Genomic DNA, 26044 nt, shown 5'->3' with positions numbered 1-26044 from the left:
CCATGCGCATTCTGCTTGTCTGTCACAGTTTCAACTCGCTCTCGCAGCGCCTGCATGTCGATCTCCGGCAGGCCGGTCACGAGGTGTCGGTGGAGCTCGACATCCATGACGACCTGACGCGCGAAGCGATCGCGCTGTTTGCACCGGACCTGATCATCGCCCCCTTCCTCAAGCGGGCACTGCCTGAGGATGTGTGGCGCAACACACTCTGCCTGATCGTCCATCCCGGCATTCGCGGCGACAAGGGGCCAAGCGCGCTTGACCGGGCGATCTTGCGCGGCGAGCAACGCTGGGGCGTCACGCTGATCGAAGCACGCGAGGAAATGGATGCCGGCCCCGTCTGGGCCTGGCGGGAGTTTCCGATGCGACAGGCCCGCAAGTCGAGCCTCTATCGCCACGAGGTGACGGAAGCTGCGGTCGCCTGCGTCATGGAGGCGATCGCGCGCATGGCTGGCGGCGACGCCCAGCCTCTGATGCAAGCCAACTGGGGCAAGGGTCGGGAATGGCCGGCTTGCAGCGCTCAGGACCGCCTTGTCGATCCCACCCGCTTGACGGCGGAAGAGGCGCTGACCGTCATCCGCGCCTCGGATGGCGACCCGGGTGCCGGGATGACGATCGCCGGAAAAACCTACAGGGCCTTCGATGCCGAAGTGGTGCCAGGCCTCTCCGGCCAGCCGGGGGAGCTTCTGGGACGCTGCCGCCAATCGGTGGCGATCGCCTGCCGGGAAGGCGCGTTGTGGATCGGGCATCTCCGGGACAAAGGCGCGCGGACGCCCAAGCTGCCGGCGCTCCGCCTGCTCGGCGCCGCTGCGAAAGACCTCCCCCTTCTCCAGAGGCCGGATCCCTACCGGTACCACGAAGACGGCGGCGTCGGATTTCTCGAATTCGACGTCTACAACGGTGCGATGTCGACCGAAGACTGCGAGGCGATGCGCACCGCCGTCCAGGCTGCAAAGGCCGCCAGATGTCCGGTCCTGGTGCTGCAAAGCGGCGCGGACTGCTGGTCGAACGGCATTCATCTCGGCCTGATCGAGACGGCGGACAGTCCGGCGGACGAATCCTGGCGCAACATCGAGGCAATGAACGATCTGGTGCGCGAGATCATCACCTGCGACGACCGCATCGTGATTGCCGGCGTGCTTGGCAATGCGGGTGCCGGCGGCGTATTTTTGTCGCTTGCGACCGACGAAGTCTGGATGCGCGAGGGCGTCATTCTCAATCCGCACTATAAGGACATGGGCAATCTCTACGGCTCCGAATACTGGACCTATCTCCTGCCCGCCCGCCTCGGCGAGGCGCGTGCCCGCCGTGTCACCCAGGCGCGATTGCCGATGGGCGGGAAGGAAGCGCTGGATCTGGGTCTCGCCAGCCGCCTGCTGCCCGGCGGCGTCGATGCTGCACGCGCCGAACTGCGCGCTGCCGCCACAGCACTGGCGGCACAGCCGGACATTGGCGAACGCATTGCGGACAAGCGAAGGAAACGGCAGAGGGACGAAGCACAGAAGCCACTGGCCGTCTATCGCCAGGAAGAGCTGCAGCGCATGCGGCGCAACTTCTATGGCTTCGACCCGAGCTACCACGTCGCCCGCTACAATTTCATTCGCAAGGTGCCGAAATCCCGAACGCCCGTGACGCTTGCGATCCACCGCGCCACCGGCTGGCCGGATCGGCAAACGGGAGGAGCAAGATCATGAGCAACAGCCATGCAACCGTTCTCGTCGTCGACGACGAGGTCCGCTCCATCGAGGCGATCCAGCGGGTTCTCTCCGACGAATTCGAGGTAATCGGCGCGCGCAATGCCAAGGAGGCCGAAGAGGTGCTGGAGGGCGAACTGGTGCAGGTCATTCTCTGCGACCAGCGCATGCCCGGCGAATCCGGCGTCGACTTCCTGAAGCGGGTTCGCGAGCTCTGGCCGGATACTATCCGCATCATCATTTCAGGCTATACCGACAGTGACGACATCATTGAGGGCGTCAACAATGCCGGCATTTTCCAGTATATCACCAAGCCGTGGAGCCCGGAAAAGCTGATCGACTGCGTGCGCGAAAGTGCCAATCTCTGGCGGCTGCAGCATGAGGCGGGCGATGTGCGGGTCGAGGTCAAGCCGGCAGCCGAAATGTTGCAGAAGGTCGTCAGCGACAGACGGCGCAGCGAACAGCAGCTGTTCGGCTTCGACCGGATCATCCACACGGACGACAGCCCGCTGATTTCCTCCATATCCCTCGCCAAGAGGGCGGCGCGCTATGACGTGTCCGTGCTGATCACCGGCGCTTCGGGCACCGGCAAGGAACTGCTTGCCCGCGCCGTGCACCATGGATCCGGCCGCGCCGACCGCCCGTTCGTGGTGGAAAACTGCGGCGCCCTGCCCGACGACCTGCTGGAGAGCGAGCTCTTCGGCTGCAAGAAGGGCGCCTATACCGGCGCCTACCAGGACCGCATCGGCCTCTTCGAACTCGCCGATAGCGGCACGATCTTCCTCGACGAAATCGGCGAGACCTCCCCCGCCTTCCAGGTCAAGCTGCTGCGCGTTCTCCAGGAGGGCGAAATCCGTCCGCTCGGCGCGCAGCGGCCACGCAAGGTCAATGTCCGGGTCATTTCGGCGACCAATCGCGATCTCCTGGCAGAGGTTGCCGCCGGTCGGTTCCGCCGCGATCTCTATTACCGGCTCGCCGCCTTTCCGATCCACATGCCGTCGTTGAAGGAACGGGCGAACGACATTCCGTCCATCGCTGCCCGTTTCCTGACCCAGACCAACCAGGCCTTCAATCGGCAGGTGGCGGGCTTTCACCCGAAAACACTCGATCTGATGACAGCCTATGGCTGGCCGGGAAATGTGCGGGAACTGCAGAACGAGATCCAGCGCATGGTCGTGCTGTCGGATGGCAGCCAGCCGCTGGAACCGGGCCTGCTGTCGCCAGAGATCCGCAATGGTGGCAACGGCCCGCTCGGCAACCGCACCGGTGTCCCGCGACAGCTCAAGGACATTGTCGCAGAGATCGAGAAGACGGAGATCGAGGCGTGCCTGGAGCGCCACGGCGGCAATATCAGCCATACGGCGGAAGAATTGGGCTTGTCCCGCGTCGGCCTGCGTAGCAAGATCGAGCGCTACGACCTGCGGCGCTACCCAGATGACACGACTGAGTGATACGGCCGGGCGCACCGGTGAAGACCTGATCAGCAAGATCTCCGTCTCGGGCCTGCTCGAACTCGACGGCGACGGGGAATCCGTGTGGGTCGATGTCATTCGCCGCATGGACGAAGTCTATTCCGAACTGCTGCGCAACGAGACCGATCTCGAGCGCAAGAATGCCGAGCTTGAGGAAGCGCAGACCTTCATCTCAAGCGTCATTGCCTCGGTCTCCGACATCCTGATTGCCTGCAGCAGCGATGGCGTCATCAAGAAGGCCAATCCCGCCTTTCTCACTCTGCTCGGCATGAGTGAAAGCGATGTCATCGGCAGCCGTATTTTCGACTACGTCCTGCCCGAAGATCGCAAGGAAGCCGAGCGGCTGGCGAGCGCCGGGCAACAGGGCCGCGTGCTGGAGGGCGACCTGCGCTTTCGCACCGCCGACGGTCGGGAAGAATGCCTGGCAATGCGCTGCGCCACGCTCTTCGACGGGCGGCGGCGGCGCTTCGGCGCCGTGCTGACAGGCCGCCCGATCAGCGAATTGCGGCAGGCCTATCAGGCGTTGCATCTGGCCCATCGCGAATTGCAGCAGGCCCAAAGGCGGCTGATCGAACAGGAAAAGATGGCAAGCCTCGGGCGGCTGGTGGCGGGCGTCGCCCACGAGCTGAACAATCCGATCAGCTTCGTCTATGCCAATATCTATACGCTCGACCGTTACCGGAAGAATCTGGTTCTCTATCTGGACGCCGTCCACAAGGGCGCGGATGCACTGGAGATCGGCGCGCTGCGCAAGACGCTGAAGATCGATTCGATCCTTGCCGATATCGATCCGCTGCTGGAAGGCACGATCGAAGGTGCCGACCGCATCAGCGACATCGTCAAGAACCTGCGGCGGCTGTCGTTCAGCAAGACGGCAGAGCGCCAGCCCGTGGATCTCGACCGTCTGGTGCGCAATGCAGCGCATCTGGCGATCCGTGCCAAGAACTCGCTTGCCGACGTGGTCATCGACAGCGCCCCCGGCCTGATCATCCATGCCCATGAGGGGCAGATCCACCAGATCGTGGTCAACCTGATCGACAATGCGCTGGATGCCATCGCCCGATGTGCGAACCCAAAAGTCCGCATCACCGCCGCCCGTCTGGACTCCGCCATCGAAATCCGCATTGCTGACAATGGGCCCGGCATTGCCGAAAGCGATATGGGAAAAATCTTCGAACCATTCTTCACCACGAAATCCGTCGGCGAAGGAACCGGGCTCGGCCTGTGGATCAGCTTTTCAATCGTTGAAGATTACGGCGGCACGATCACAGCCCACAATGGCGACGCCGGCGGTGCCGAATTCCGCGTTATGCTGCCACTGGATGGCTAGATCGAACAATGCTGGTGCCGTAACCCCAGCCTGTTCCGCCGCCTGAAATTCCCCCGTTGCGCACTTCAACCGCCGCCTTGGCGGAGAATGTCGTTGATGGTGGCGAGCCCACGGGCTGCTTCCCGGTTTCCCACGGCATCAAGCGCCTGGAAAATGCGGCGTGCATCGCCATAGCGCTTCAGTTGCAGATAGGCATAGCCTTTGAGGACCAGGAGATCGGCACGCTCGGGACCGAACTGCTTCAACTGATCCAGGACGAGAATGGCCTCGCGCGGGCGCCCGCCGTCGAAAGCCGCGATCGCCTTGTCGGCGAGGATCGCGCGCTGCAGTTCCACGCTTCGACCCTGGCTCTGGGGTGCCTTGCTGGCCGCAACCGCGGCCTTGTTCGTCAGCCCGGCTCTCAGATAAGCGAGGCTCTGCCCGTAAGCGGCGTCCTGGCGGGCGGCCGCTGAACCGTCCGTCAGCGCCACCTCGAAGGCGGCGGCGGCTTCCAACGGGCGGTTGCGGTCCATCAGGCACCAGCCGCGTGAAAGCGCGACCTGCGGGGCGAGCGATCTGGCGTTGATCGTGGTCTTGCAGCCGGCATCGGATGTCTGGACCGGTGGCCGCGACGGCCGGGCAACAAGTGCACCCCGCTCGGAACCGGATTTGCCTGCCCTGTCGGCCGATCGCGGCGACTGCATCTCAACCGAAGCGGAACGGATCGGCTTTGCCGGGGCGCGCAGCACCTGCTGGCCTTCGACGCTGCGGTCGTCCGGGCGCAGGGCCCCCGGCCCCGGCACGATCTTGCCGCGATCGTCAGGCTGCTCGCTGTCGTCTCCAACACGCGCAATGCGGTCGGAGCGGCCCTGCCATTGCTGCTGGATCTGAGCGAGGTCCTGCAGATATTCGGCTTGCTGATAGGTGACGGCGAGCCCATAGGCCGATGGCTCATCGTCGGGCTTCCAGGCGAGGGCCGTCTTGAACCACTGGATTGCGGTCTCGGGCTGATTGAGCGTACGGGCGTACCACCCGAACTCCTGCGCGGTGGCCGGATCGCGCGACTCGATTGCTTCCTGGGCCATGCGGGCCAGAACCTCCGGCTTGATCGCAACAGGCGGATCGAGGGCCAGGGTATTGGCAGCGGCGGCGAGATAGACGGCATTTGCGTCCTTTGAAGCGTCTCGCCAACGGTACATGGTGTCTTCGGCAGAGAGCGGATCCTGGCGATCGAGCTGCGTCAGAGCGAGCCCCTGCGCGGCGGAAGCTGTGTCCTCCTTGGCCATCGCACGCCGGAACCATTGCTCGGCAATGGTCATCTCCTTCTGCCGATAATGATACCAGCCAAGCAGCAACGCATCCGAGGCAAGGCCGCCGGTTTCGGCGATCCGTTCCAGCCGCATCAGATAGGATTGCGGCACGGCCTTCGTGGCATCAATGCCGGCATCGGCGACAAAGCGCCGTGCCAGATCGTCGCGCATGCTTTCAAATTCCATTGTGCCATCGGGGAGCTTCCTCTCCTTGGCCATCAGGCTCTCGACGGCCTCGGTCGGCAGAATGGCGGCGGCCTTCTGCATGGTCGCCAGGCGTTCCGCGACATTCTCGCAATTGTTCAGGACATAACCGAAAGCGTCCTGAGCACGCTGCTGGCGCTTGGTGAAGAAAAATGCTTCCGCGACCCGCCAGAGACTATCGACATCACTGCAGGTGAGAAGGCTGGGGGTTCGCGAGCCGATCTCTACGACAGTATCGTATTGCTTGAGGTCGGACGCGCTGACCAGCTTCAGCCGCTCTTCGGCAACGGTCAATCGATCGAGCAGGTCGGCCGGCACCTGCCAGGTCGGTTCCCGCTTCTGACGCTGTTCAATGGCCTTGCGAACGTCGGCATAACGGGCGCCGGCATAGAGCTGCCACATCTCTTCCAGCTGCGCGTCCGCATTTTGAGGAATGGCAAGCGGATCCTGCGGCGGTGTCCAATTCGGATAAAGCGCCCTGAGCCGCGCGATCTCGGCCTGGAGCCTTGCGGTATCGCCGCGGCTGGCGAAGTAACGCAGCGCGCTTTCATCCACGGCAATTTCGGGCGCGGCCTTTGTCGCCGGCTCCTCGACCCTGGTCTGGGCCGTTTCGGGGCGCGGTGCGGCCACCGGCGCGTCGATCGGCGCCTGCGCTATCATCTGCGGCGCCCGTGCTGTTTTCACGTCCTGAGGCTGGCCGGACCAGGAAACAATGCTCTCCAGCGTCGTCTGGACGTCACGGCTCATATCCACGGCGACGGCACCGATCGTGGAGAGAAGCACTGCAGAAAATGTGATGACGGACGACTTCATGGACACTCCGGCCGCGGAAGGCCTCAATGACGAACCGCCTTGCACAAAGGCGACTGGATGCTTCAGCTGGTGCGGCATGCCAATCGGGCAAGGCACCTCGCACTCGCTGCCCTCTCAAAAAGCCAGAAGATGTTTAACAAATCGAATATGATTTCAACTTACGATAGCACAACCGGCATTCTGAGCCGCGGAATCGGTTGCATTCGTTCAGTTCGATCAAAAGGGCCGGCTATTGGCGCCGGCCAAAATTGCCCAACAGCATCGCGGTCGCCAATCCCAGCAGGATCGAGAGTCCGACGAGCAGAACCGCATAGGACAGGATGTTGGTGGATAGCCAATTGGCGGCAATCAAGCGGGCATTCAGGAACGACAGCGGCTGCGTCGGCACGAAATGGAAATTGTTCACCGCCGTGCTGCTGACCGTCTTCGTCACGGGTTGATAGGTGGTAATGCGTCCCGACAGGTCTGCCCAGGCGTCGAGGTTGCTCATAGCCTGCATGCCTTCCTTAAGGCCCGCCCCGCCCGGCGCGGTGATCACCGTCCAGATGGCCTGCTCATTGGGGCTCGGCCCCTGCGCGATCATCAGGTCGGCATCGTCGCTCGGGATAAAACTTTCCTCTGCCGTTGGCGCAAAACGCAAGGAGCTGAGCGAGATATCAAAGTTCCTCTTCAGCCATTCCTCAAATGCGGTGACCTGGCCCGTCCAACTGGCGCCCCGCAGCCTTTGACGCCACTCGTCGAATGCCACCTCGGTTGCCGCGCTGTCGGTCGCGCCACCGGCGCTCGTTCCCCATGTCGTCCGACTCGCCGGATCGATGCTCATTTGGGTGAAGATGGCCTGGGGCATCTGCGAGAGGGATCCGATAAAGATCGCGTTTCGGTCACCGACCAGACCGGCTGATGCGACGGACTCAAGGGTGATCGGCCGTCCGACCGCGCCTGCCAGTCGCCCCAGGAAGGTCGCGGTTGCAGACATCGTGTCTTCATCCAGGCGATCGAGGAAAATGGGCGTGAGTGCCGCGGCGCGATTGTAGGGAAAACCTGTTCCGGCAATCGCCGCAAGGTTGGGCGACTGGCCAATTCTGGCAAAGTCCGGCATCTGGAAGACGGACGTGTCGAAGAGAGCGAACCGCGGCGTATCGGACGACGCCGCACCCGGCATGCAGGCGGCATCGTCCTGCGTCATCAAAACCGCCTCCAGGGTCACCACATTGATGCCGGGACGAAAATGCCGCATCGTCACATTGACAGGCAGATGCCGCAGAATGCCGCCGCCCGACGAGGTGATCGGCACGGTGGAGGCAATGCTGCCATTGACATAGACATCGATATGACTGCCCGGCAGCACCGCCTCCGAATAGGCGGCATCGAGCAGGATCACCGCCTCGCCATAGGCGTCGGCGTAGAAATCAGAGGGAACGGCGATCGTAAATTCGGAACGCAGGCGGCGGCCCGAGAACTGTTCGGTGCGGACACCGAGCTGGCCAAACGGAATCTGCGTTCCCGAATACAGCATCGGCGCATCCGGCGAACGCCAGGGCGACGTGACGACCGTCGCGCGCCTTGTCGACGAGGAACTGACAGTCGGCCCGATAATGCTCTCAATCGCAACGCCGATCTCCTGCCACGTCGGGCCGCTGACGACGAGGACCGAGGCGCCGCTTGGATCGGTCGTGAACGTGGCGACCGGCGCGGCAGACGCCCCGGCAGGCAGCGACGGCAGAAGGGGCTGGAGTTCCGCAGGCGTTCCGACAAAGACCTTCATCTGGCCGGATGCAAAATCTGTCGTGCCCTGGCTTGCGATGCCGAACGACTGGTTGGGCATGTTGGCGATCACCGCCAGTCCCTGGGCAAGCCGCAAAAGGGGGACTGTTGCGATCGGCTGCTCAAGCGCCGGCGCGATGAAATGGAAGCGTGTCGCGCCGCTGGCATCGACGCCGACGGCGCGGATGTCGTTGAGCGTCTTCAAAGCGGGGGATGTGCCGTCGCCGAACGTGAGATAGGTGTTCGCCGGCACGATATTGGACCAAAGCTGATAGGTGGAATCCACGCTGCAGTCGGTGCGGTGGTGCTGGTCGACGCGAACGCTGATCATGTTTGCGCCCGGCTTGAGAAGGCCGGCCGGAACAGCGACAGTGATGTCGGAGACGGCATCGGGAGAGCGAATTTGCTGGTCGATAAGGACCGTTCCGTTGATATCGATCGACAGCTTAGACGTTTCGGGCGCCACGAAGATCGCGTTCTGATATCCGACATTGAGCTGCGCCGCGGCGGCGGCCTGTCCCTGGGTCAGGTAGACAGACCAGATACGGCTGTCACGCTCTCCGCTCAAGACCATTTCGGAACTCGGGATGAGATAGCGCTTGAAGAGATCATTTGCCGCCGGCTGATCGACGGCCGTCGGGACGCCGCTGACCGGGTCGCTGTCCGGCGTCACGGTTGCTCCGGGCGCATCGCCTTTGGGTGGCGCGGCCGGAATTCCAGAGTCTCCCCGTTCCGGTGCCATATCGAACGGTGCGGGTTGCGCCAAGGCACCATACGGCGTGCAAAGGCAAAGAAACAGCAAAGCGACAAGATACTTCATCCGTTTTTTGCTCCTTTCTCCGCCATGATATCCCGTCTGCCGCCCAAGGTGTGGAAGAGGTAAACCAGACCGCGGCTGGTCTGGTAAAACGCCAGTCCGAAGAACCAGAGGGTGCCGCGAATAAGGCCGGGATTGCCGCGTCGCGACAATTGAAACTTGCTCCATTGCTCCGAGTTGGCAAAAATCAGATCGGCAACCAGACTATGGTGACGAGCGGTCTCCCGGATATAGGAGCAGCCTACGATCGTGATTTCGCCCGTGGGGGTCGCATTGCGCAGGAACACGGGAAGGGTTTCCTCCTCGGTTCCGCTATAGGGGGTAAAGCGGATCTCACCAGTCGTGCCCTGTTCAGGATCTCCGAGCCCTTTTGCATAGACGTGAATACGCGCGCCATTGGCCGACACGTTATCGATCATTGCCGGATACCATTCGCCATTCATGCCGAACTCGCAGCGCCGTGCGACCTTGACACGCCGGGTGGCCGTCTTTTCCTTCCGTTCGGACACCACACCGAGCGCGCAGCCTGCCAGAACCAGATTGAGCAGATTCCATGCGCCGACGACGAGGGTCACGTCGGCCTTGTAGGGCTCGGTATACACCCGGTAGATGCTGACGAAGAAGGCCAGCAGCAGCACCGCAAAGATCACGAAGAACGGCCGGCTGATCTCCGACAGGCGATTGGCCTGGATGGTCTCATCCTTGGCCGTCACGTTGAACGTGGGTTTCTTGGGGTGAAGGATCGCCGAGACGACGGCTGGCAGCAGATGCACCGTCTGGACATATTCATAAAGCTCGGAAATCCAGGGCCAGCGGAACGACCCGTAGAGATAGTTCTGCATCATCAGATTGACCAGCATATAGGCCAGCGTATAGGCGAGGAATTCGCCGCCGGACGCGGTGAAGATCTCCAGGTCGAGGAAGAGATAGCACAAGGGCGCGAAGAGGAAGATCGTGCGCGGAAAGGGAAACAACCAGAACAGCGTCGACGACATGTAGCAAAGACGCTGAGGCAGGGACAGACCGCGCTTGAGCAAGGGAAAGCGGAAACGCAGGATCTGCATCATGCCCTGCGCCCAACGGCTGCGCTGGCCGATGAAACTGGCAAAGGTCGCCGGTTGAAGGCCGGCGATCAGCGGCTTGTCGACATAGATACTGTTCCAGCCGCTGGCATGCAGGTTGATTGCGGTCTCGCAGTCCTCGGTAATCGAGACACCGCTGAAGCCGTGGGTGACATTCAGGGCCTCACGGCGCAGGACCGCCGCCGATCCGCAGAAAAACGAGGCATTCCATTTATCAAGGCCGCGCTGAATGATGCCGTAGAACATTTCGTTCTCGCTCGGCATCTTCTCGAACGTCCGCAGGTTGCGTTCCAGCGGATCTGGATTGAGGAAGAAATGCGGCGTCTGGACGAGGAACAGTTTCGGGTCGTCCTCGAAATAGCCGACGGTCTCCAGCAGAAAGTCGCGCGCCGGCGCATGGTCTGCGTCGAAGACGGCGATCAGGCTGCCGCTTGAATGTTCCATGCCGTTGTTCAGGTTGCCGGCCTTGGCGTGCTCGTTCTTGTCACGGGTCAGATAGGTAACGCCCAGCTCCGCGCTGAGGATCTGCAGTTCCTCGTACCTGGCTCTCGCAGTCTGTCCTTCGAGCAGATCGACAGCAGTCCGCTTCTGCAGTGTGCTGCCATCGTCCAGGAGCCAGACGGTAAATTTGTCCTTCGGATAGTCCATGGCCTTGGCGGCGGCCAGCGTATTGGCAAGAAGGGCCGCATCCTCGTTGTAGCTTGGCACGAAGACGTCGACCGTCGGCAATTTTCCGGGCGAGGCGGCGCGCGACGGCCGCGGCGGCAGAGGCATGGCAACGACGAAGACGCTCAGCGCCAGCATCATCACGCTGTACATTTCAGCAAGATACAGCAGAAATCCGGGAATGAAGTTCTCGATCTGATTGACGGGCGGCAAAGTGCTGGTCGTGCGCCAGAACACGTAGCGCAGCACGATGGCCGTACCAAAAGCGAGTGCCACCAGACGCCAGGTTCCTTCAGCCTTGAGGATCTTGATCACCGCCATGATGGTGACCACGGCCATGCTGGCAATCAACTGGGTCTGCAGATTGATCGGCAATGTGATGACGAAGATGGCGCAAATGGAGACAACGGCCCAGAAGGCGATGATGCCGGCTTTTTGCATAGTGTCTGCCTTTCCCACGGCCCCAGATCGGTGCCGCATTTATCAACTGGAGAGCTCATGCTCCTCCGGTCAGATCGGCATCTTAGCCATGCCTTGTTATCCACATCGCGCCGTTCCATCCGGCCCCGCCGCACAGGTCGGCCGCGGAACCACCACGCCGCCAATATCCCCTGAGATAGGTGACGGAACGATTTCACCATTTGATTGAAGTTTAGTCGAAGGCGGTTTTATGGTCGGAGCCGCCGCCTCACGTCGTGGTGGCACGGGCGGGACTGCTTCGGCGGGGGGGCGGGTCGCCGGCTCCGGTATTCTCGGATAGATCGGACTGCCGGTCTGCCCCAGACCGGGTTCGACCTTCGGCGGCTCGCCATAGGGATTCCAACCGGCGGCGCTGAAGGCGCCGTTGATCGTATAGCCATACATCGCGGCAAGCAGTTTTTCCTCGCTCGCACCCTCTTCGCACAACCGCAACCGGACCTGAATGGTACCGCGGTTCTGAAATGCCGACCGGGCTTCCTGCGGCGAACGGATCTGCTGCCAGCCATACAGACAACCGTCATTCTGCTGTCCCCGGCCAAAGGCGTAGCCGAATGGCCCATAATTGTTCTGCAGAAAAAGCGGCGACGTCGTCAGGCGGCTGGCAGGGAACTCGCGTCGCAATTCCTTGGCGATTTCCGAAGCCCGGATGGACGAATAGGAAAGGCTCTTTTCGCTGTCAAACGAGAGGCCCACAGGCCCGTACAACTTGACCCGCAGGACATTCTGACCGGCCGTCGAGGCCGAGGTGTAGAGGAAAATGTCCTGCTGGACGGCATTGTCGTAGCGTCGCTCAACGATATCCACCACCGAGGGTCCACCCGGCGGCGGAAGAGCCAGAGCCATTTCCGCAGGAACCGTTGTCGCTCCGTTCGACAATTTCACACCGTCCCGTGCAGCTCCGCATCCGGCAAGAACCGTCAAGGCGACGCTCATCACGACAGCATGGACCAGGCGTCCGGGCAGACATGAAAGAGAACCTCTCATCGAAAACGCCTGCGTTGTCGCCCGTGACGGTGCCCGAATCAAAATATGCGAAGTCATATTTCCTCGTTACCTTATATGGCGGGGTTCGGGAATCCGAATCTGGCCGGCCCATTCTCCCAGGCAAGAGTTGACCAAGGAAATCTGAACAGCCTGAGCGCTGATGCGGGGATCAAATTTCACAGTTTGCTGGATGAACAATGCGATCCCGCGATGATCGAGTGCGTCCTATCGCTTGCCGCTCGACCAAGCGAAAATGCTTTCGCGGGACGCTCACGCGACAAATCGGGCGCTACCTTAAGGCATGGTTAATATTTATAATCTCTAACTAAAGTTGCGCAACATCTGGTTGAGATGATTCCTTCGCATGATGCGAAAAATAAATCACGTTCTCTAAGACTGAGTTCGGGTAGGCGATCCGTTGAGACTCAGGCGGCGAGCGGAAATTATGCGCGTTTTCGGCATTGACGACAGTATATCGGCTATCGCGTTCATGAAGCGGGTCGTCAAGGAGACGCGGGCTTGGCCATACGGATGGAGTGCGCCTTCCGGATGGCTCTGATGACCGGCTTGGGCTTTGGCAGACCCCTGGCCAGTCTCTTCTTAACAGGCCGTCGGGCGCAAGGCGCCCGCGCCTTATGAGATACACTAACTCCCAAAACAGCTTCCGATAGGGGAATAGAATGTCTTTCTACACTCAAATGAAGAAATCTTCCAAATCTCAGGTAGCTTTGACCGAGATACAACGCATCTGTGTCAGCCTCTCAGGCGGGAACCTTTCAGAGCGTGCAAATCTCGATGGAACAACAGGCGAAGCCAGAGAGATGCTGATCGCTGTCAACGGCTTACTCGAGGCAGGCATACAGCCGATGCAGAAGCTCGGGGCATCTATCGCGCGTATGTCAGGCGACCATGACAAGGGTGACATCGATGTCACGTTGCCCTCAGAAGAGTTCAAGGGCGATTTCGCCGTGATGGCCAAGGGCGTCAACGATATGGTTGGCGGCCATATCGCCGTCAAGAAAAAGGCCATGGCTTGCGTCAAGGAACTGGGCGAGGGCAATTTCGAAGCGCCGCTCGAGCGGTTCCCTGGCAAGAAAGCTTTCATCAACGAGACGATTGAGACCTTGCGCGCCAATCTCAAGGGCCTGATTGCCGAAATGAATACGATGTCGATCGAGCACGATAAGGGCGACATTGATGTCTTCGTGCCGGTCCAGAAATTCCAGGGTGACTTTGCCGTGATGGCCAAGGGCGTCAACGATATGGTCAGCAGCCACATCGCCGTCAAAAAGAAGGCGATGGCCTGCATCAAGCAACTGGGCGAGGGCAATTTCGAAGCGCCGCTCGAACAGTTCCCCGGCAAAAAGGCGTTCATCAATGCGACGATCGAGACCTTGCGCGCCAATCTCAAGGGCCTGATTGCCGAAATGAATACGATGTCGATCGAGCACGATAAGGGCGACATTGATGTCTTCGTGCCGGTCGCGAAATTCCAGGGTGACTTTGCCGTGATGGCCAAGGGCGTCAACGATATGGTCAGCGGCCACATCGCCGTCAAAAAGAAGGCGATGGCCTGCATCAAGCAACTGGGCGAGGGCAATTTTGATGCGCCGCTCGAACAGTTCCCCGGCAAAAAGGGGTTCATCAATGAGACGATCGAGACCCTGCGTGGAAATCTACGGGCGATTACCGCTGAACTTCACCGGTTGATTGCCGCGTCTACCGCCGGCAAGCTCTCTGAGCGAGGCGCCGCCGAACATTTCGTCGGGGATTTCGCCAAAGTTGTCTCTGGAATCAACAACATGCTCGACGCGATCATTCTTCCGATCGCAGAGGGTAATCGCGTGCTTCTTCAGGTGAGCATTGGTGACCTTACGCAGCATGTGGGAATTGAATGCCAAGGCGATCATGCGCGCATGAAGAATGCGATCAACACTATGGTCGACAATCTGCGCAATACAGCAGCCATAGCCGACCAGATCGCCAGTGGCGACTTGACCGTCGAACCCCAGCCGCTTTCCGATAAGGACACGCTGGGAATGGCTCTTGTGTCTATGGTCGAGCGCCTTCGCGGTGTTGTTGCCGATGCATTGGCCGCAAGTCAAAATGTTTCAGCAGGTTCCCAGCAGCTCTCCTCCGGTGCAGAGCAGCTTTCGCAAGGTGCCACCGAACAGGCTGCGGCGGCTGAAGAAGCCTCTGCCTCAATGGAAGAAATGGCGTCCAATATCAAACAGAACGCCGATAATGCGGCCCAGACCGAAAAGATCGCCCGCCAATCCTCTAAGGATGCCGAAGCTTCCGGCGAGGCCGTCAACCGGGCTGTGGCTGCGATGCGCACGATTGCCGACAAAATTTCGATCGTGCAGGAAATCGCTCGTCAGACCGATCTTCTCGCTCTGAATGCGGCCGTGGAAGCAGCCCGCGCTGGAGAACATGGCAAGGGCTTTGCCGTTGTTGCCTCTGAAGTGCGAAAGCTTGCCGAACGCAGCCAGTCAGCCGCTGCCGAAATCAGCGGCCTGTCTGGACAGACTGTGCAGGTTGCCACCGAAGCTGGCGCAATGCTTGCGCGTCTCGTTCCCGACATCCGCAAGACAGCCGAATTGGTCGCTGAAATCTCCGCGGCTTGCCGTGAACAGGATATCGGTGCTTCGCAGATTAACGAGGCAATCCAGCAACTCGACATGGTGACGCAGCAGAATGCCGGAGCGTCTGAAGAGATGTCGGCAACCTCTGAAGAACTTGCCGCACAGGCCGAGGAGCTTCAGACCTCGATCGCCTTCTTCAAGGTCGATAGCGCCGGGAGTGACAAAATGCAGGCATCTTATGGTCAGTCGGCCAAGGCTCGGCCGAAGAGCACCATCCCGGCGAAACCGGCGGCCAAGGCGCCAACATTCAAAGTCGGCCAGACGGTTGCAAGCCAGCAGGCCCGTGTGAAGGGCTTGATCCTCGATATGTCGATGGGCGGTCCGGATTCCGAAGATTCCGACTTTAGAGAGCGCGCGTGATCAGGGCGACAAACGCTTCTGAATGACGTTCGGTGTTGAGGATAGATGCTTTTTGAGTCCTGTCGAGGTAGCCGGGGATCCTTGGCGATGAGCATGCTTTGCGCATATCCGCACGGGCCGGACCAATTTCCAGGCCCGCGCGATATGCGCGGGCAGAGTGTTGCGGTGATCGATCACCGATCAAATAGCCAAATGGAACGTCCGCATTCTAATCGCTCTGGCCCGCACCGTCATAGATCGATGCCATTGCGCTGCAGGCAGCGATGCAAGAAAGCCCGTGTCAGGTGCTGGATCGTCGATTGCAGCGCATGGAGGCCCGCCGTCAAGCGGCAATAGGGTCTGTCGTCGCGGCTCACCCGTGTAGAACCTGTCCCATAGGGAATCTCTCCAAACCTGCGAGAAGAATGCAGGATCAAAACCTGGGATCCTCCATTGGTCACTGCTGCAGCGCCCTGCCATCCATATCCGTCCCCGGCAGACCGAGATGACGCAGGATCGTCGGCGCAATATCCGTGATCGAGCTTTCCTCGGACACATCTCGGCCAGCCTCGAAACCGTCGCCGACCATGATCAGCACCGGATTGGTCTCGTATCTGCCGCGGCCGCCATGCATGCCGCAATCGCGGCGGACTTCGCCGATTTCCTCATCGAAACGCACCGCCATGGCCGACAGACCCGGCACATCGTTGATATTGCAGCCTTCGGTCTTGGCCATATCGACGGCAATGAGGTCGACGCCGGGGATCTGGCCCAGCGCCGCAAGGTCTTCGCCCATGAACACCTCTTCCACCCAGGGCTGCTGCCGCAGCCAATCAGCGGCTTCCATTCGGCGGCCGGCGGCATTGCCACCGAAATGGATGAAGGCGGCGCAGCCCTGAGGGGCGACGACGATTTCCGGACCGTCGATGGACGACTTGAAGCCAGCCTCGAACAGGCGTCGCTCGACCGGGATGGCCTCGGTCACCGACTCGTGGCCGTGGTCGGAGCCGACGATGAACAGGACTTCGTGGCCTTCGTCGCGCAGCCGCTCGACCGCTTCCGCCACTTGGCCGACCAGGCGGTCGGCGCCAGCGAGGGCGGCAAGATGCACGTCCGATCCCAGCGGCGCGGCATGCATCGACGTGTCAGGCTCCGACAGCCACAGCGTAGCGGACGACGGCCGCTTCTCGAACAGCGCTTCGATGAAGCGATGGGTGACGATGGCATCGCCTTCATAGCCGGCCGCTGTTTTCATCGTCTCGCCGGTGGGAATGCGACCGGGACCATAGCAAAGCTCGCGGTGATACATGTGGGCATGGCTGTAGCTGTCATGGAAGAAGGCTGCACCCGGCGAGGCATTGCTTGCAATGATCGAGCCATGCAGCCCGGCGACGAGCTCCGATACGGCAGGGCGCGCCAGCATGCGGCCGTAGTGACGGCGATAGGTGTCGAAGAACTCGGGCTTGCCGGCATCGTGGAATTCGAAGCCGCCTTCGATTGGCAATCCCATGGAATTGCCGCGCAGGCCATGGGCCAGCGGATGGCTGCCGGTCGCGATCGAGGCGGAAGAGGCGCGCGTCGCGGACGGAAAGATGCCGCGCTGGTTGGCAAACCAGGTACCGGCACGCTTCAGCGACGCCATGACCGGCGTCGTCTCGTCGGTGACGAAATCGGGGCGATTGCCGTCGCACATGATGGTGACTGCTATGTTGTGGGCCATGTTCTGTCCTTGTCGAAAATGATCACTGAAAATGGAGGGTATGGTTTAGCCGAGTGGCGCCAGAAGCGGCCGCTCGGGAAGCGAGGTGGTGGTCTTCGCCTGGTCGGTCCAGTTGCTGGCATCGATGCTGAGGAACAGTCGCGGCCGCACGACCTGATGGCGCAGTCCGTCCACGTCAAAATGCCAGACGAGATAGCCGGTGCGCATATGGCTGATGTCGCCGGGCGGGTTCGCCGGCATATTGACAAAGGAGGTGGCGGGCGCAGTGACGATTGCCAAACCTCTGTAATTGCTGACCGTATGGCGATGGATATGGCCGGCGGCCAGTACCGCGACGCCATGCTCCAGGCAGCGGTCGAGCAACCAGCCACGCGGCTCCGGCAAGATGCAATGCGTGGTGACCTTCTGATCGTCGGGGTCGTTGCCGAAGGGCGGCATATGAGTGAAGACCATGGTGGTGCGGTCATCGCGTTCAGCCAGCGCCCTCTCCAGAAAAGCCGCTTGCACGGCCTCCAGCGCATGGCCGCTGCCCATCAGGGCGCTGTCGAGCCCGACGAGGCGCAGTCGCAATCCTTCTTTCTCCAGATCCTGCACCCACCAGCTTGGACCGACATGGGCCTGCCAGGCGGCGAGCCTTTGGTCGTTCACCGGCTGGTTCAACCGCGAGGCGTCGGGCGCCTCGCCGACGTCGTGATTGCCGGCGATCGCCCGCCACGGAGAGATAAGCTCCCCGTGGCAGGCGGCAGCAAAGGCAAGGTCGTCGGGCCGATCCGGCCCGTTGAAGGAGAGGTCACCCGAATTGATGATGAAATCGGGCGACAGGTCTCGCATCTCCTCGACGAAGACAGGCCAGTTGGCCGTGAACCAGGCATGGGTGCGCGACAGATGCGTATCGGATACCTGGACGATGGTCAGCCTCTTGGCCATGATCGTATCCTCAGGCCTGCGGGAAACGCAGGTTTTCGGGGCGCAGGTCCATGAAGTAGAAGGTGGTCGGGCGCCACTCTATCGGCTTCCTGATCGCATAGGCTTCGAACGGCTGGTAGAGGATGGTGCCGGGGGCTTCGTCTTCCCAGGCATCCAGCATCTTGACGAACAGGGCCTTGCGCTTGGCCGGATCGGTTTCGGCTTCGAGCGCCTGGCCGAGTTCGTTGAAATCCTTGCGGGATTCGACCGACCAGACGTCCTTGGCCTGGATTTCGCCGCCCGGGCCCCAGGCAACCCAGAGCGCGCCGAGCGGATCGGGAAGACGGGTGGAGTTCGACCAATTGTAGACCTGCGCGCCCTCGCCCTTCATCTGGTCGGAGGTTTCGACGACCTGAAGCTCGGCATTGATGCCGACGGCCTTCCACATCTCGACCAGAACCTGGGCTGCTTCCAATGCGTTGGTATAGTAGGAGGCCTGGGTCTTGTAGACGATCCGCTCGCCCTTGTAGCCGGCTTCAGCCAGCAAAGCCTTGGCCTTTTCCGGGTTATAGGGCAGCGAGCGGCCTTCGACGAACATCTGGCCATATTCCGGATAGTTGTGGCTGGCAGGCACTTCGGCCTTTCCGAGCCACAAGGTGTCCACCAGTTTCTGGCGGTCGATGGCGTTGGACAGCGCCTGGCGGATGCGCTTGTCGGCCAACACCTTGTCGTGGTTGTCGAAGACCAGAACGTGGGCATTGGCCAGAACGACGGAGCGAACCTCGATATCGTCATAGCCGCCGATGATCGCCACCTGATCCGGGGGCACGTTGGTGATCAGGTCAAATTCGCCGGAGACGAGGCCGGCAACACGGGCTGCCAGTTCCGGAACCGCGCGGAAGGTCACTTTCTTGGCGGTCGGGGTGCCGAGGAAATAGGCGTCGAAGGCTTCCAGAGCAGTCGCTTCGTTCTGGCTGTGCGACACGACCTTGTAGGGGCCGGTGGCGACAGGGGCGCGGGAATAGGCGTCGAAGCCCATTTCCTCATAGGCGCGCTTGCTGACGATCCAGGCGCACCACGAGGCGAGACGCTGCTCGAGCAGAACGTCGGCGACCTTGGTGGTGAAGCGCACGGTGTAAGGGTCGATGGCGGTGACGTCCTTCAGGATGCCGAAATAGGGCTTGCCGCCGGGGATCTGGGCCTTTTCGCCCCGCAGGCGGCCATCACGGAAGGTGTAGACGACGTCTTCGGCGGTCAACTCGTCGCCATTGTGGAATTTCACGCCCTGGCGCAGCTTGACGATCAGCTCAGACGGGCTGACGCGCTCCCAGGAGGTGGCCAGATGTGGCTTCAGCTCGGAGCCACCGCCATCAGCGGTGCCGAGAAAATCGCGGCGGATCAGCGTGTCGAAGATCGAATAGGTGACGCGCGTGCCGACGTTCGACAGTTCGCGGGCCGGTTCCAGCGTCGCTGGAAGGGCCGCGACAGCGACCGTGAAGTCCGGGCGGGTGGCGCCGGCAGCGGCAAAGGCCGACGGCACGAAATCGAAGATGAACGGGGTGAGGGCTGCACCCTGCAACAGCAGGCGGCGATTGATACTGGGCATCACGGGCTCCGTGGGTTGGGACGATGAACGACGACTTGCAATGCCGGGCCTTGCAGCCACGGCGGGTTGCCGGTGGCTGTGTGATCAGCCGGCCGGCGAATTGGCTATGGTGGCGGGGAAGGCCTCGCGCGCAGCGAGCCCCAGCCGGACATCATTCATCATCACTGCATCGGGATGGCGGGCGAGCAGGCTGTGCATGTCCTGGGGCGTGATCACGCCGACGCCGGCATTGGTCGGCAGGCCGGCCATGATGATGACCTTGAGGCCGAGCTTCTGGAGGTCCGCAATGGCGGCCTGCGTGGCATGTTCTTCCCAGAGCCGCGCCCAGCTGCCGCCCATGGCGCGCAAAGCCGGAAAATCGGCGGGATTGCCAAACAGGCCGAGAACAGGGCTTTCGGGCAGGCGTCGGCGCACCACTTCGCTGGCGTCCAGCGACCGCGTGCCGAAAGCGACGGCGGTGTCGTTGCCAAGATGCGGTGCGACGAGATCCAGGCCGCGGGAAAGTGCTGCGGGTTCAGTGATCTTGGTGTCGAGCAGCACCGAGATGCGGCCGCGCACCGTCTCCAGCGCCTCCGCAACCGTCATGATGCGGGGGTCGATGGCGCGCAGGTCGGCAAAGTCGATATCGCCGATCGCCCTTTCATCACCATAGAGCCGCTGAAGTTCGTCGTCGTGGAACACGATCGGCATGCCATCGTGGGTCAGGCGCCAGTCGAACTCGATGAAATCGGCACCGGCCGCCACAGCGTGCTCAAACGCCTCTTTCGAGTTCTCGCCGGCCTCGCTGCTGGCGCCGCGATGGCCGCCGATGAAGACCGGTTCGCCGATCGTGCGCGGTCTGGTCCAGATGGGTTGATGGGTCATGGTCTTATCCTTCCTGGTCCACGGTCGGGTCGAGGCGGTCGCGCAGCCAGTCGCCGAACAGGCTCATGGCAAGCGTTGTGAGAAAGATGACGACGCCGGGCAGGACGGCGATCCACCACGCGTTGAGCAAATAATTGCGCCCCTCCCCCAGCATCAGGCCAAGTGAGGTGCCGGGCGGCTGGATGCCGAGGCCGAGGAAGGACAGCGAGGTTTCGAGCAGGATCGTGCCGGGGAAGTTCAAGGTGGCCTGCACCACCAGCGCTGCGGCGATGTTCGGCAGCAGATGGCGGAACACGATACGGCCCGGTCCAGCTCCCAGCGCCTCCACGGCTTTGACATAGTCGGCCGATTGTTCCGAGATCACCTGGCCACGGGCGAGACGTGCGTAGCGTTCCCACCCTTCGAGACTGACCAGCACGATGAACAACGGGATGCTATTGCCGAAGAAGGCGAGGAAGGCGATGGCAATGAACAGCGACGGCATGGAGGTCTGGATGTCCGTCAGCATCATGACGAAGAGATCGACGAGACCACGCAGCCGGCCGGCGGCAAGCCCCATCAGCGTGCCGCCCACGGCGCCGATGATCGTGCCCAGCACGGCGATCAGGATCGAGGTGCGCAGCGCATAGATGATACGGCTCAACACATCGCGACCGAGATGGTCGGTACCCAGCACATGGTCCATCGTCCCGCCGAAGAAGATCGGCGGACGGAAACGGGCCAACAGATCCTGGGTCGTATAGTGGGCGGGCGACACGAGATCTGCGAAGATCGCGACGATGACGACCAGCGCCAGCCAGCCCAGGCTGATGACGATGGAGACCGGTATGCCGTCGAACAGCCGGCGACGCGGCGGATTGAGGTCGATGGCCGTCATTGGGCACCTCCAAGCGTGCGGGCAAGACTCACCTTGGGGTCGATCACCGAATGAAGAATGTCGACCAGCAGGTTGGACAGCACGATGATCAGCGTCACCGTCAGGATGACGCCCTGGACGACCGGCAGGTCGCGCATATAGACGGACGACACCAGCAGCCGACCGAGGCCCGGCCAGGCGAAGATGGTTTCCACCACCACGGCGCCGGACAACGTCAGGCCGATCTCAATGCCGTAGAACATCAGGAGCGGCACCATGGCATTGGGCAGCGCATGGCGAATGATCACCCTGGTCTGGCCGGCGCCCTTGGCATGGGCGGTGCGGATGAACTGCTTGCCTATGACCTCCAGGGTCGCGGTGCGGGCAAATCGAGCGATACGACCGGCCAGCGGCAGGGCGAGCGTCACCGTCGGCATGATCAGATGGATCCAGGTGGATGCCCCGGAGGAGGGCAGTACGCGAAGCTGCAGCGCAAACAGCAGGATCATCATGATGCCGAGAAAGAAGATCGGCATCGAATAGCCCAGCACCGCAAAGGCCATGACGCCGCGATCGACCGGGCCGCCGCGCCGGACGGCGCCGGTGATGCCGAAGGTCAGGCCGAGAAGGGAGGCCAGCAGTAGGGCACAGACCCCAAGCAGCAGCGTGCGCGGCAAGGCGGCGGCTATGAGATCGACGACAGGCAAGTCACTGGTGAACGAGACCCCAAGATCGCCCTGAACGGCGCGTCCGACAAAGCTCAGATACTGGATGTACAGTGGCCGGTCGAGGCCCCAGGCAACGCGGTATTCCTCCATGACGGACGGGGGCGTTTCTGCCGGCAGCAATTGGTCGACGGGGTCGCCAGCGGTGCGCAGCACGACGAACACGAGCGTGACACAGAGCAACAGCGTGACCACCGAGCGGACCACACGGTAGAGGATGGCGCGAAAGCTTTGAACGGTCATGGCGCGGACGCCTCCATCGCGGGTTGAGATTTGGCGGCGGAGGCCGGCACCATGCTTGGCGGCACGATCCCCCCGGCGCTGGCCAGATGACAGGCAACCAACCTATTGCCACCGAGATCGACAAGCGCGGGCAAATCGCTGCGGCAGCGCGCGATCGCCACCGGGCAACGCGGATGGAACGAGCAGCCGGAGGGACGTTGCGCGGGGTTCGGCGGCTCGCCCTGCAGCATCTCGCGGTCGGCGATGCGGCGGCCGGGGCTTGGCGCGGCCGAGACCAGCGCGCGGGTATAGGGATGTTCCGGCCGCGCGAAGAGATCGTCGGCATCGCCTTCCTCGACGATGCGGCCGAGATACATGACGGCGATGCGGCGGCTGACCTGGCGGACCACGCGCAGGTCATGGCTGATGAACAGCATGGCAATGCCGAGTTCCGCCTGGAGATCGCTCAGCAGGTTGACGACCTGGGCCTGGATCGAAACGTCCAGCGCCGAAACCGGTTCATCGCAAACCAGAATGTCCGGTCGGGTGATCAGTGCCCGCGCCAGCACAACCCGCTGACGCTGGCCGCCCGAGAGTTCATGCGGATAGCGTTGCGTCACGCTCGCCGACAGCCCGACGGCCTGTAGCAGCTCCCCCACGCGCTCATCACGCTCGGCGGCGTTACCGATCCTATGGATGTCGAGTGGTTCGCGCACCTGGGCGGCAACCGGCAGGCGTCGATCGAGCGCACCCAGCGGGTCCTGATAGATCATCTGCATGCGCATGCGCGACCGGCGCCATTCCGGGCTGCCATGGGCCGCCATCGGCCGGCCCTCGAACAGGACGTCGCCGGCGCTCGGAGGCTCCAGCCCCAGCACGACACGTCCGGTGGTGGATTTGCCGGACCCGCTCTCGCCGACGATCCCGAGCGTATCGCCACGTTCGAGCCGCAGCGATACATCGTCGACGGCGCGCACGCCGGTGCCCTTGGCGAACAGGCCGCGATTCATCTCGTAGACCCTGGCGAGCGATCTCACTTCCAGTAGGGGCGTGGTCATGGCGATACCGGCTCCAATGCGTGGTTCGGCACGGTGGCCGCATGGGTCAGGTGAACGCCGTTGAAGCAGGCGAGATTGCGTCCGCTGCCAATGCCCGAAAGCGGCGGAACGACGCTGGTGCATTCTCTGATCAACTGGCCGCATCTCGGCGCGAAGGCACAGCCCGATGGCAGCGCGCGGGGGTCCGGCACAGTGCCTCCGATCGAAACGAGGCGGCGGCGTGGGCCGTCGATGCGCGGCAGGCTGTCGATCAGGCCGCGGCTGTAGGGATGGGCCGGATGATTGAACAGCTGGTCGGCCGCCGCCTCCTCGACGATGCGGCCGGCATACATGACCGCGACACGGTCGCAGGTCTGGGCGACCACGCCGAGATCGTGGCTGATGAGAACGAGGCCGGTGCCGGATTCCCGCTGCACCAGCGCCAGCAGATCGAGGATCTGCGCCTGGATGGTGACGTCGAGCGCAGTGGTCGGTTCGTCGGCGATCAGCAGATCCGGCTCGCCGGCCAGCGCCATGGCAATCATGATGCGCTGGTTCTGTCCGCCGGAAAGCTCGTGCGGATAGGCAGACAGCCGTCGCTCGGCATCCGGGATACCGACGAGGTCGAGCAGCCGGCGAGCCTCCGCCTGCGCCGAACGGCCCGACAGCCCGCGATGCAGCAGCAGCGCTTCCCGGATCTGGTTGCCGATGGTCAGCATCGGATTGAGGGCGCTGGCGGGATCCTGGAAAATCATGGCGATACGTCCGCCGCGCACCCGGCGCAGTGCGGACGGCGCCATGCCGATGAGGTTTTCGCCGTCGAGCATGGCCCGGCCACCAACTTTCGCCTTGCCCGGCAAGAGACCGAGCGCAGCGAGCCAGGTGACCGATTTGCCGGACCCGGATTCTCCGACGAGGCCGAGCGTCTCGCCACGGGCGATGGCGAGATTGATACCATGCAGGACGGTCATCCCGTCGAACGACACCGTGAGGTCGTCAAGCGTCACATAGCTATTCACCGGCTTCGACCTCCATGGCGACGGCCGGTGCGGATGCGCCCGGACGGTATTTCTCGATAAAGGCGTCGATCGACAGCTGGCGGATATCGGGAAGCCCTTGGCGAAGGGTTTCGTGCGGCCAGTCCCACCAGGCGATCTCCATCAGCGCTTCGGCCTGCGCCTCGGTAAAACGACGCTTGATGACCTTGGCCGGCACGCCGCCGACAATGGTGTAGGGTTCCACATCCCTGGAAACCACGGCACCGGCGCCGATGACGGCGCCCGTGCCGACGGTGACGCCGGCCAGAACCGTGACCCCATGGCCGATCCAGACATCGTGGCCAATCGTCACCCAATGGTCTTTGCGCCACTGGAAGAACTCGGCATCATCGTCGCCCAGTCCATATCGCGCGGCGCGGTAGGTGAAATGATGCTGGCTGGCCCGCCAGGTGGCATGGTTGCCGGGATTGATGCGCGCGCCCTCGGCAATCGAGCAGAACTTGCCGATCGTCGACCAGACGACATTGCCGCCCTTGACGATGTAGGAATAGTCGCCGAACTGGCTGTCGCGCATGGCGACCTTGGCCTGGATCTCCGTCCATCGGCCCAGTTCGCAGCCAACCACGGATGCGGTCTCGTGGATGGTCGGTCGTTCGCTCAGCATTTTCATCGAGTGGTTCCCATTGAGCCAATGAAACGCGCGCGGATGACAGCCGAGAGGGCATCGATCACATAGACCATGGCGATGATCAGGAAGATGATCGACCAGGCCTCGTCCCACCGGTAGGCACCGATGCGGTCCGACAGCAGGAAGCCGATGCCGCCAGCGCCGACGATGCCGAGAATGGTGCCCGAGCGCACGTTGGATTCGAAATTGTAAAGGGTGATGGACAAAAGCACCGGCATGACCTGCGGCATCATCGCAAAGCGCACCGCCTGCATGCGTGAGCCGCCCGACGCCACAACGCCGTCAACCGGCTTGTTGGAGATATTCTCGATCGCCTCGGCATAGAGCTTGGCCAGCACGCCGACCTCGCTGACGGCAATCGCCATCACCCCGGCCAGAGGACCAAGCCCAAAGGCCCGGATGAAGACCAGCGCCAGGATCAGCGTCTCGAAGGCGCGGATGATGTCGAGGCCGCGCCGCACACCGAAGCGCAGCAACGGTAGCCGGTTGATGGTCTTCGCTCCGAGGAAGGACAAAGGAAAGGCGACGATCGCGCCGAGAAACGTGCCGAGAAACGCCATCGACAGGGTCTCGCCCAGTCCCTGCAGGATGGCCTCGATCTGTTCCCACTCGGTCCAGATATGCGGCGGGAACATGAACGACAGCACGCGGCCGAGCCGCCCCAACCCCGTCAGGATGCGCTCCGGCGAAAAGCCGAAATCATAGAGACACCAGCCGAACAGTGCAGCGAAGGCGGTCAGCAAGGCATACCGGCGAAGGCGAACCGCAAGCGGCTCGCGGAATGCTTCCGGCATCTGGCTGCGCCAATGGGCGATGTCCGTGGGCGACATGGTGGTCTGCATC

Annotated in this window: 18 protein-coding genes and 1 pseudogene; 4 read left to right on the top strand and 15 right to left on the bottom strand. The window is 62.2% G+C overall.

The genetic code is table 11. The annotated features are described in order from the left end of the window. The first annotated feature begins 2 nt into the window (after positions 1-2). The 3 genes from HGO38_RS13120 to HGO38_RS13110 are packed head-to-tail and all read left to right on the top strand — an operon-like array spanning position 3 to position 4496. Positions 3-1694 (top strand): enoyl-CoA hydratase-related protein, encoded by a 1692-nt coding sequence (locus tag HGO38_RS13120; protein ID WP_250956343.1) that lies wholly within the window; start codon positions 3-5, stop codon positions 1692-1694. Then, positions 1691-3145 carry a sigma-54-dependent transcriptional regulator gene (locus HGO38_RS13115; protein WP_250956342.1) on the top strand — a complete coding sequence of 485 codons (1455 nt, stop codon included), beginning with the start codon at positions 1691-1693 and terminating at the stop codon, positions 3143-3145. The genes HGO38_RS13120 and HGO38_RS13115 overlap by 4 nt, the downstream gene beginning before the upstream one ends. Continuing rightward, positions 3129-4496 carry a sensor histidine kinase gene (locus tag HGO38_RS13110; protein ID WP_250956341.1) on the top strand — a complete coding sequence of 456 codons (1368 nt, stop codon included), beginning with the start codon at positions 3129-3131 and terminating at the stop codon, positions 4494-4496. Before HGO38_RS13115 ends, HGO38_RS13110 begins: the two co-directional genes overlap by 17 nt. A gap of 65 nt (positions 4497-4561) precedes the next feature. Here the strand turns inward: HGO38_RS13110 and HGO38_RS13105 are convergent, their stop codons facing one another. From HGO38_RS13105 to bcsN, 4 genes are all read right to left on the bottom strand, one after another. Further along, the gene (locus tag HGO38_RS13105; protein WP_250956340.1) at positions 4562-6802 is read right to left on the bottom strand and encodes a tetratricopeptide repeat protein; all 2241 of its coding nucleotides are present in this window, start codon (positions 6800-6802) and stop codon (positions 4562-4564) included. 229 nt (positions 6803-7031) lie between these two features. Further along, positions 7032-9386 carry a cellulose biosynthesis cyclic di-GMP-binding regulatory protein BcsB gene (locus HGO38_RS13100; protein WP_250956339.1) on the bottom strand — a complete coding sequence of 785 codons (2355 nt, stop codon included), beginning with the start codon at positions 9384-9386 and terminating at the stop codon, positions 7032-7034. Next, positions 9383-11572, bottom strand: coding sequence for a UDP-forming cellulose synthase catalytic subunit (bcsA, locus tag HGO38_RS13095; RefSeq protein ID WP_250956338.1), 2190 nt, complete (start codon positions 11570-11572; stop codon positions 9383-9385). Before bcsA ends, HGO38_RS13100 begins: the two co-directional genes overlap by 4 nt. 96 nt (positions 11573-11668) lie before the next feature. Continuing rightward, the gene (gene bcsN, locus HGO38_RS13090; protein WP_250956337.1) at positions 11669-12454 is read right to left on the bottom strand and encodes a cellulose biosynthesis protein BcsN; all 786 of its coding nucleotides are present in this window, start codon (positions 12452-12454) and stop codon (positions 11669-11671) included. 821 nt (positions 12455-13275) lie between these two features. On the opposite strand from bcsN, the gene HGO38_RS13085 reads away from it, so the two are divergent. Beyond that, complete coding sequence (locus tag HGO38_RS13085; protein ID WP_250956336.1) at positions 13276-15600, top strand: methyl-accepting chemotaxis protein; 2325 nt, start codon at positions 13276-13278, stop codon at positions 15598-15600. Positions 15601-15839: 239 nt separating this feature from the next. Here HGO38_RS13085 and HGO38_RS13080 read toward each other — a convergent pair. From HGO38_RS13080 to phnE, 11 genes and pseudogenes are all read right to left on the bottom strand, one after another. Beyond that, positions 15840-15948 (bottom strand): annotated as a pseudogene (locus HGO38_RS13080) (IS481 family transposase); the annotation flags it as partial. Between the two features lie 88 nt (positions 15949-16036). Continuing rightward, a complete protein-coding gene (locus tag HGO38_RS13075) occupies positions 16037-17299 on the bottom strand; it encodes an alkaline phosphatase family protein (protein WP_250956335.1) in 1263 nt (420 codons plus the stop codon). 45 nt (positions 17300-17344) lie between these two features. Further along, positions 17345-18226 carry a metallophosphoesterase family protein gene (locus HGO38_RS13070; RefSeq protein ID WP_250956334.1) on the bottom strand — a complete coding sequence of 294 codons (882 nt, stop codon included), beginning with the start codon at positions 18224-18226 and terminating at the stop codon, positions 17345-17347. 10 nt (positions 18227-18236) lie between these two features. Continuing rightward, positions 18237-19811: an ABC transporter substrate-binding protein gene (locus HGO38_RS13065; RefSeq protein WP_250956333.1), complete on the bottom strand. Its 1575-nt coding sequence runs from the start codon at positions 19809-19811 to the stop codon at positions 18237-18239. A gap of 84 nt (positions 19812-19895) precedes the next feature. Beyond that, the gene (locus HGO38_RS13060; RefSeq protein ID WP_250956332.1) at positions 19896-20675 is read right to left on the bottom strand and encodes a glycerophosphodiester phosphodiesterase; all 780 of its coding nucleotides are present in this window, start codon (positions 20673-20675) and stop codon (positions 19896-19898) included. Between the two features lie 4 nt (positions 20676-20679). Further along, positions 20680-21552, bottom strand: a complete 873-nt coding sequence (locus tag HGO38_RS13055; RefSeq protein ID WP_250956331.1) for an ABC transporter permease — start codon at positions 21550-21552, stop codon at positions 20680-20682. Then, positions 21549-22499, bottom strand: coding sequence for an ABC transporter permease (locus tag HGO38_RS13050; RefSeq protein ID WP_250956330.1), 951 nt, complete (start codon positions 22497-22499; stop codon positions 21549-21551). Before HGO38_RS13050 ends, HGO38_RS13055 begins: the two co-directional genes overlap by 4 nt. Beyond that, complete coding sequence (locus HGO38_RS13045; RefSeq protein ID WP_250956329.1) at positions 22496-23536, bottom strand: ABC transporter ATP-binding protein; 1041 nt, start codon at positions 23534-23536, stop codon at positions 22496-22498. The genes HGO38_RS13050 and HGO38_RS13045 overlap by 4 nt, the downstream gene beginning before the upstream one ends. Further along, positions 23533-24534, bottom strand: coding sequence for an ABC transporter ATP-binding protein (locus HGO38_RS13040; RefSeq protein WP_250956328.1), 1002 nt, complete (start codon positions 24532-24534; stop codon positions 23533-23535). Before HGO38_RS13040 ends, HGO38_RS13045 begins: the two co-directional genes overlap by 4 nt. After that, entirely contained in the window at positions 24527-25183 is a 657-nt protein-coding gene (locus HGO38_RS13035) for a DapH/DapD/GlmU-related protein (RefSeq protein ID WP_250956327.1), read from the bottom strand. The genes HGO38_RS13040 and HGO38_RS13035 overlap by 8 nt, the downstream gene beginning before the upstream one ends. Continuing rightward, the gene (phnE, locus tag HGO38_RS13030; RefSeq protein ID WP_250956326.1) at positions 25180-26043 is read right to left on the bottom strand and encodes a phosphonate ABC transporter, permease protein PhnE; all 864 of its coding nucleotides are present in this window, start codon (positions 26041-26043) and stop codon (positions 25180-25182) included. The genes HGO38_RS13035 and phnE overlap by 4 nt, the downstream gene beginning before the upstream one ends. Position 26044: the final 1 nt, after the last annotated feature.

The organism is Rhizobium sp. CG5, from assembly GCF_023701945.1.
Lineage (GTDB): Bacteria > Pseudomonadota > Alphaproteobacteria > Rhizobiales > Rhizobiaceae > Allorhizobium.
The sequence above is the reverse complement of the archived record's forward strand: the minus strand, read 5'-3'. Positions and strand labels throughout refer to the sequence as shown.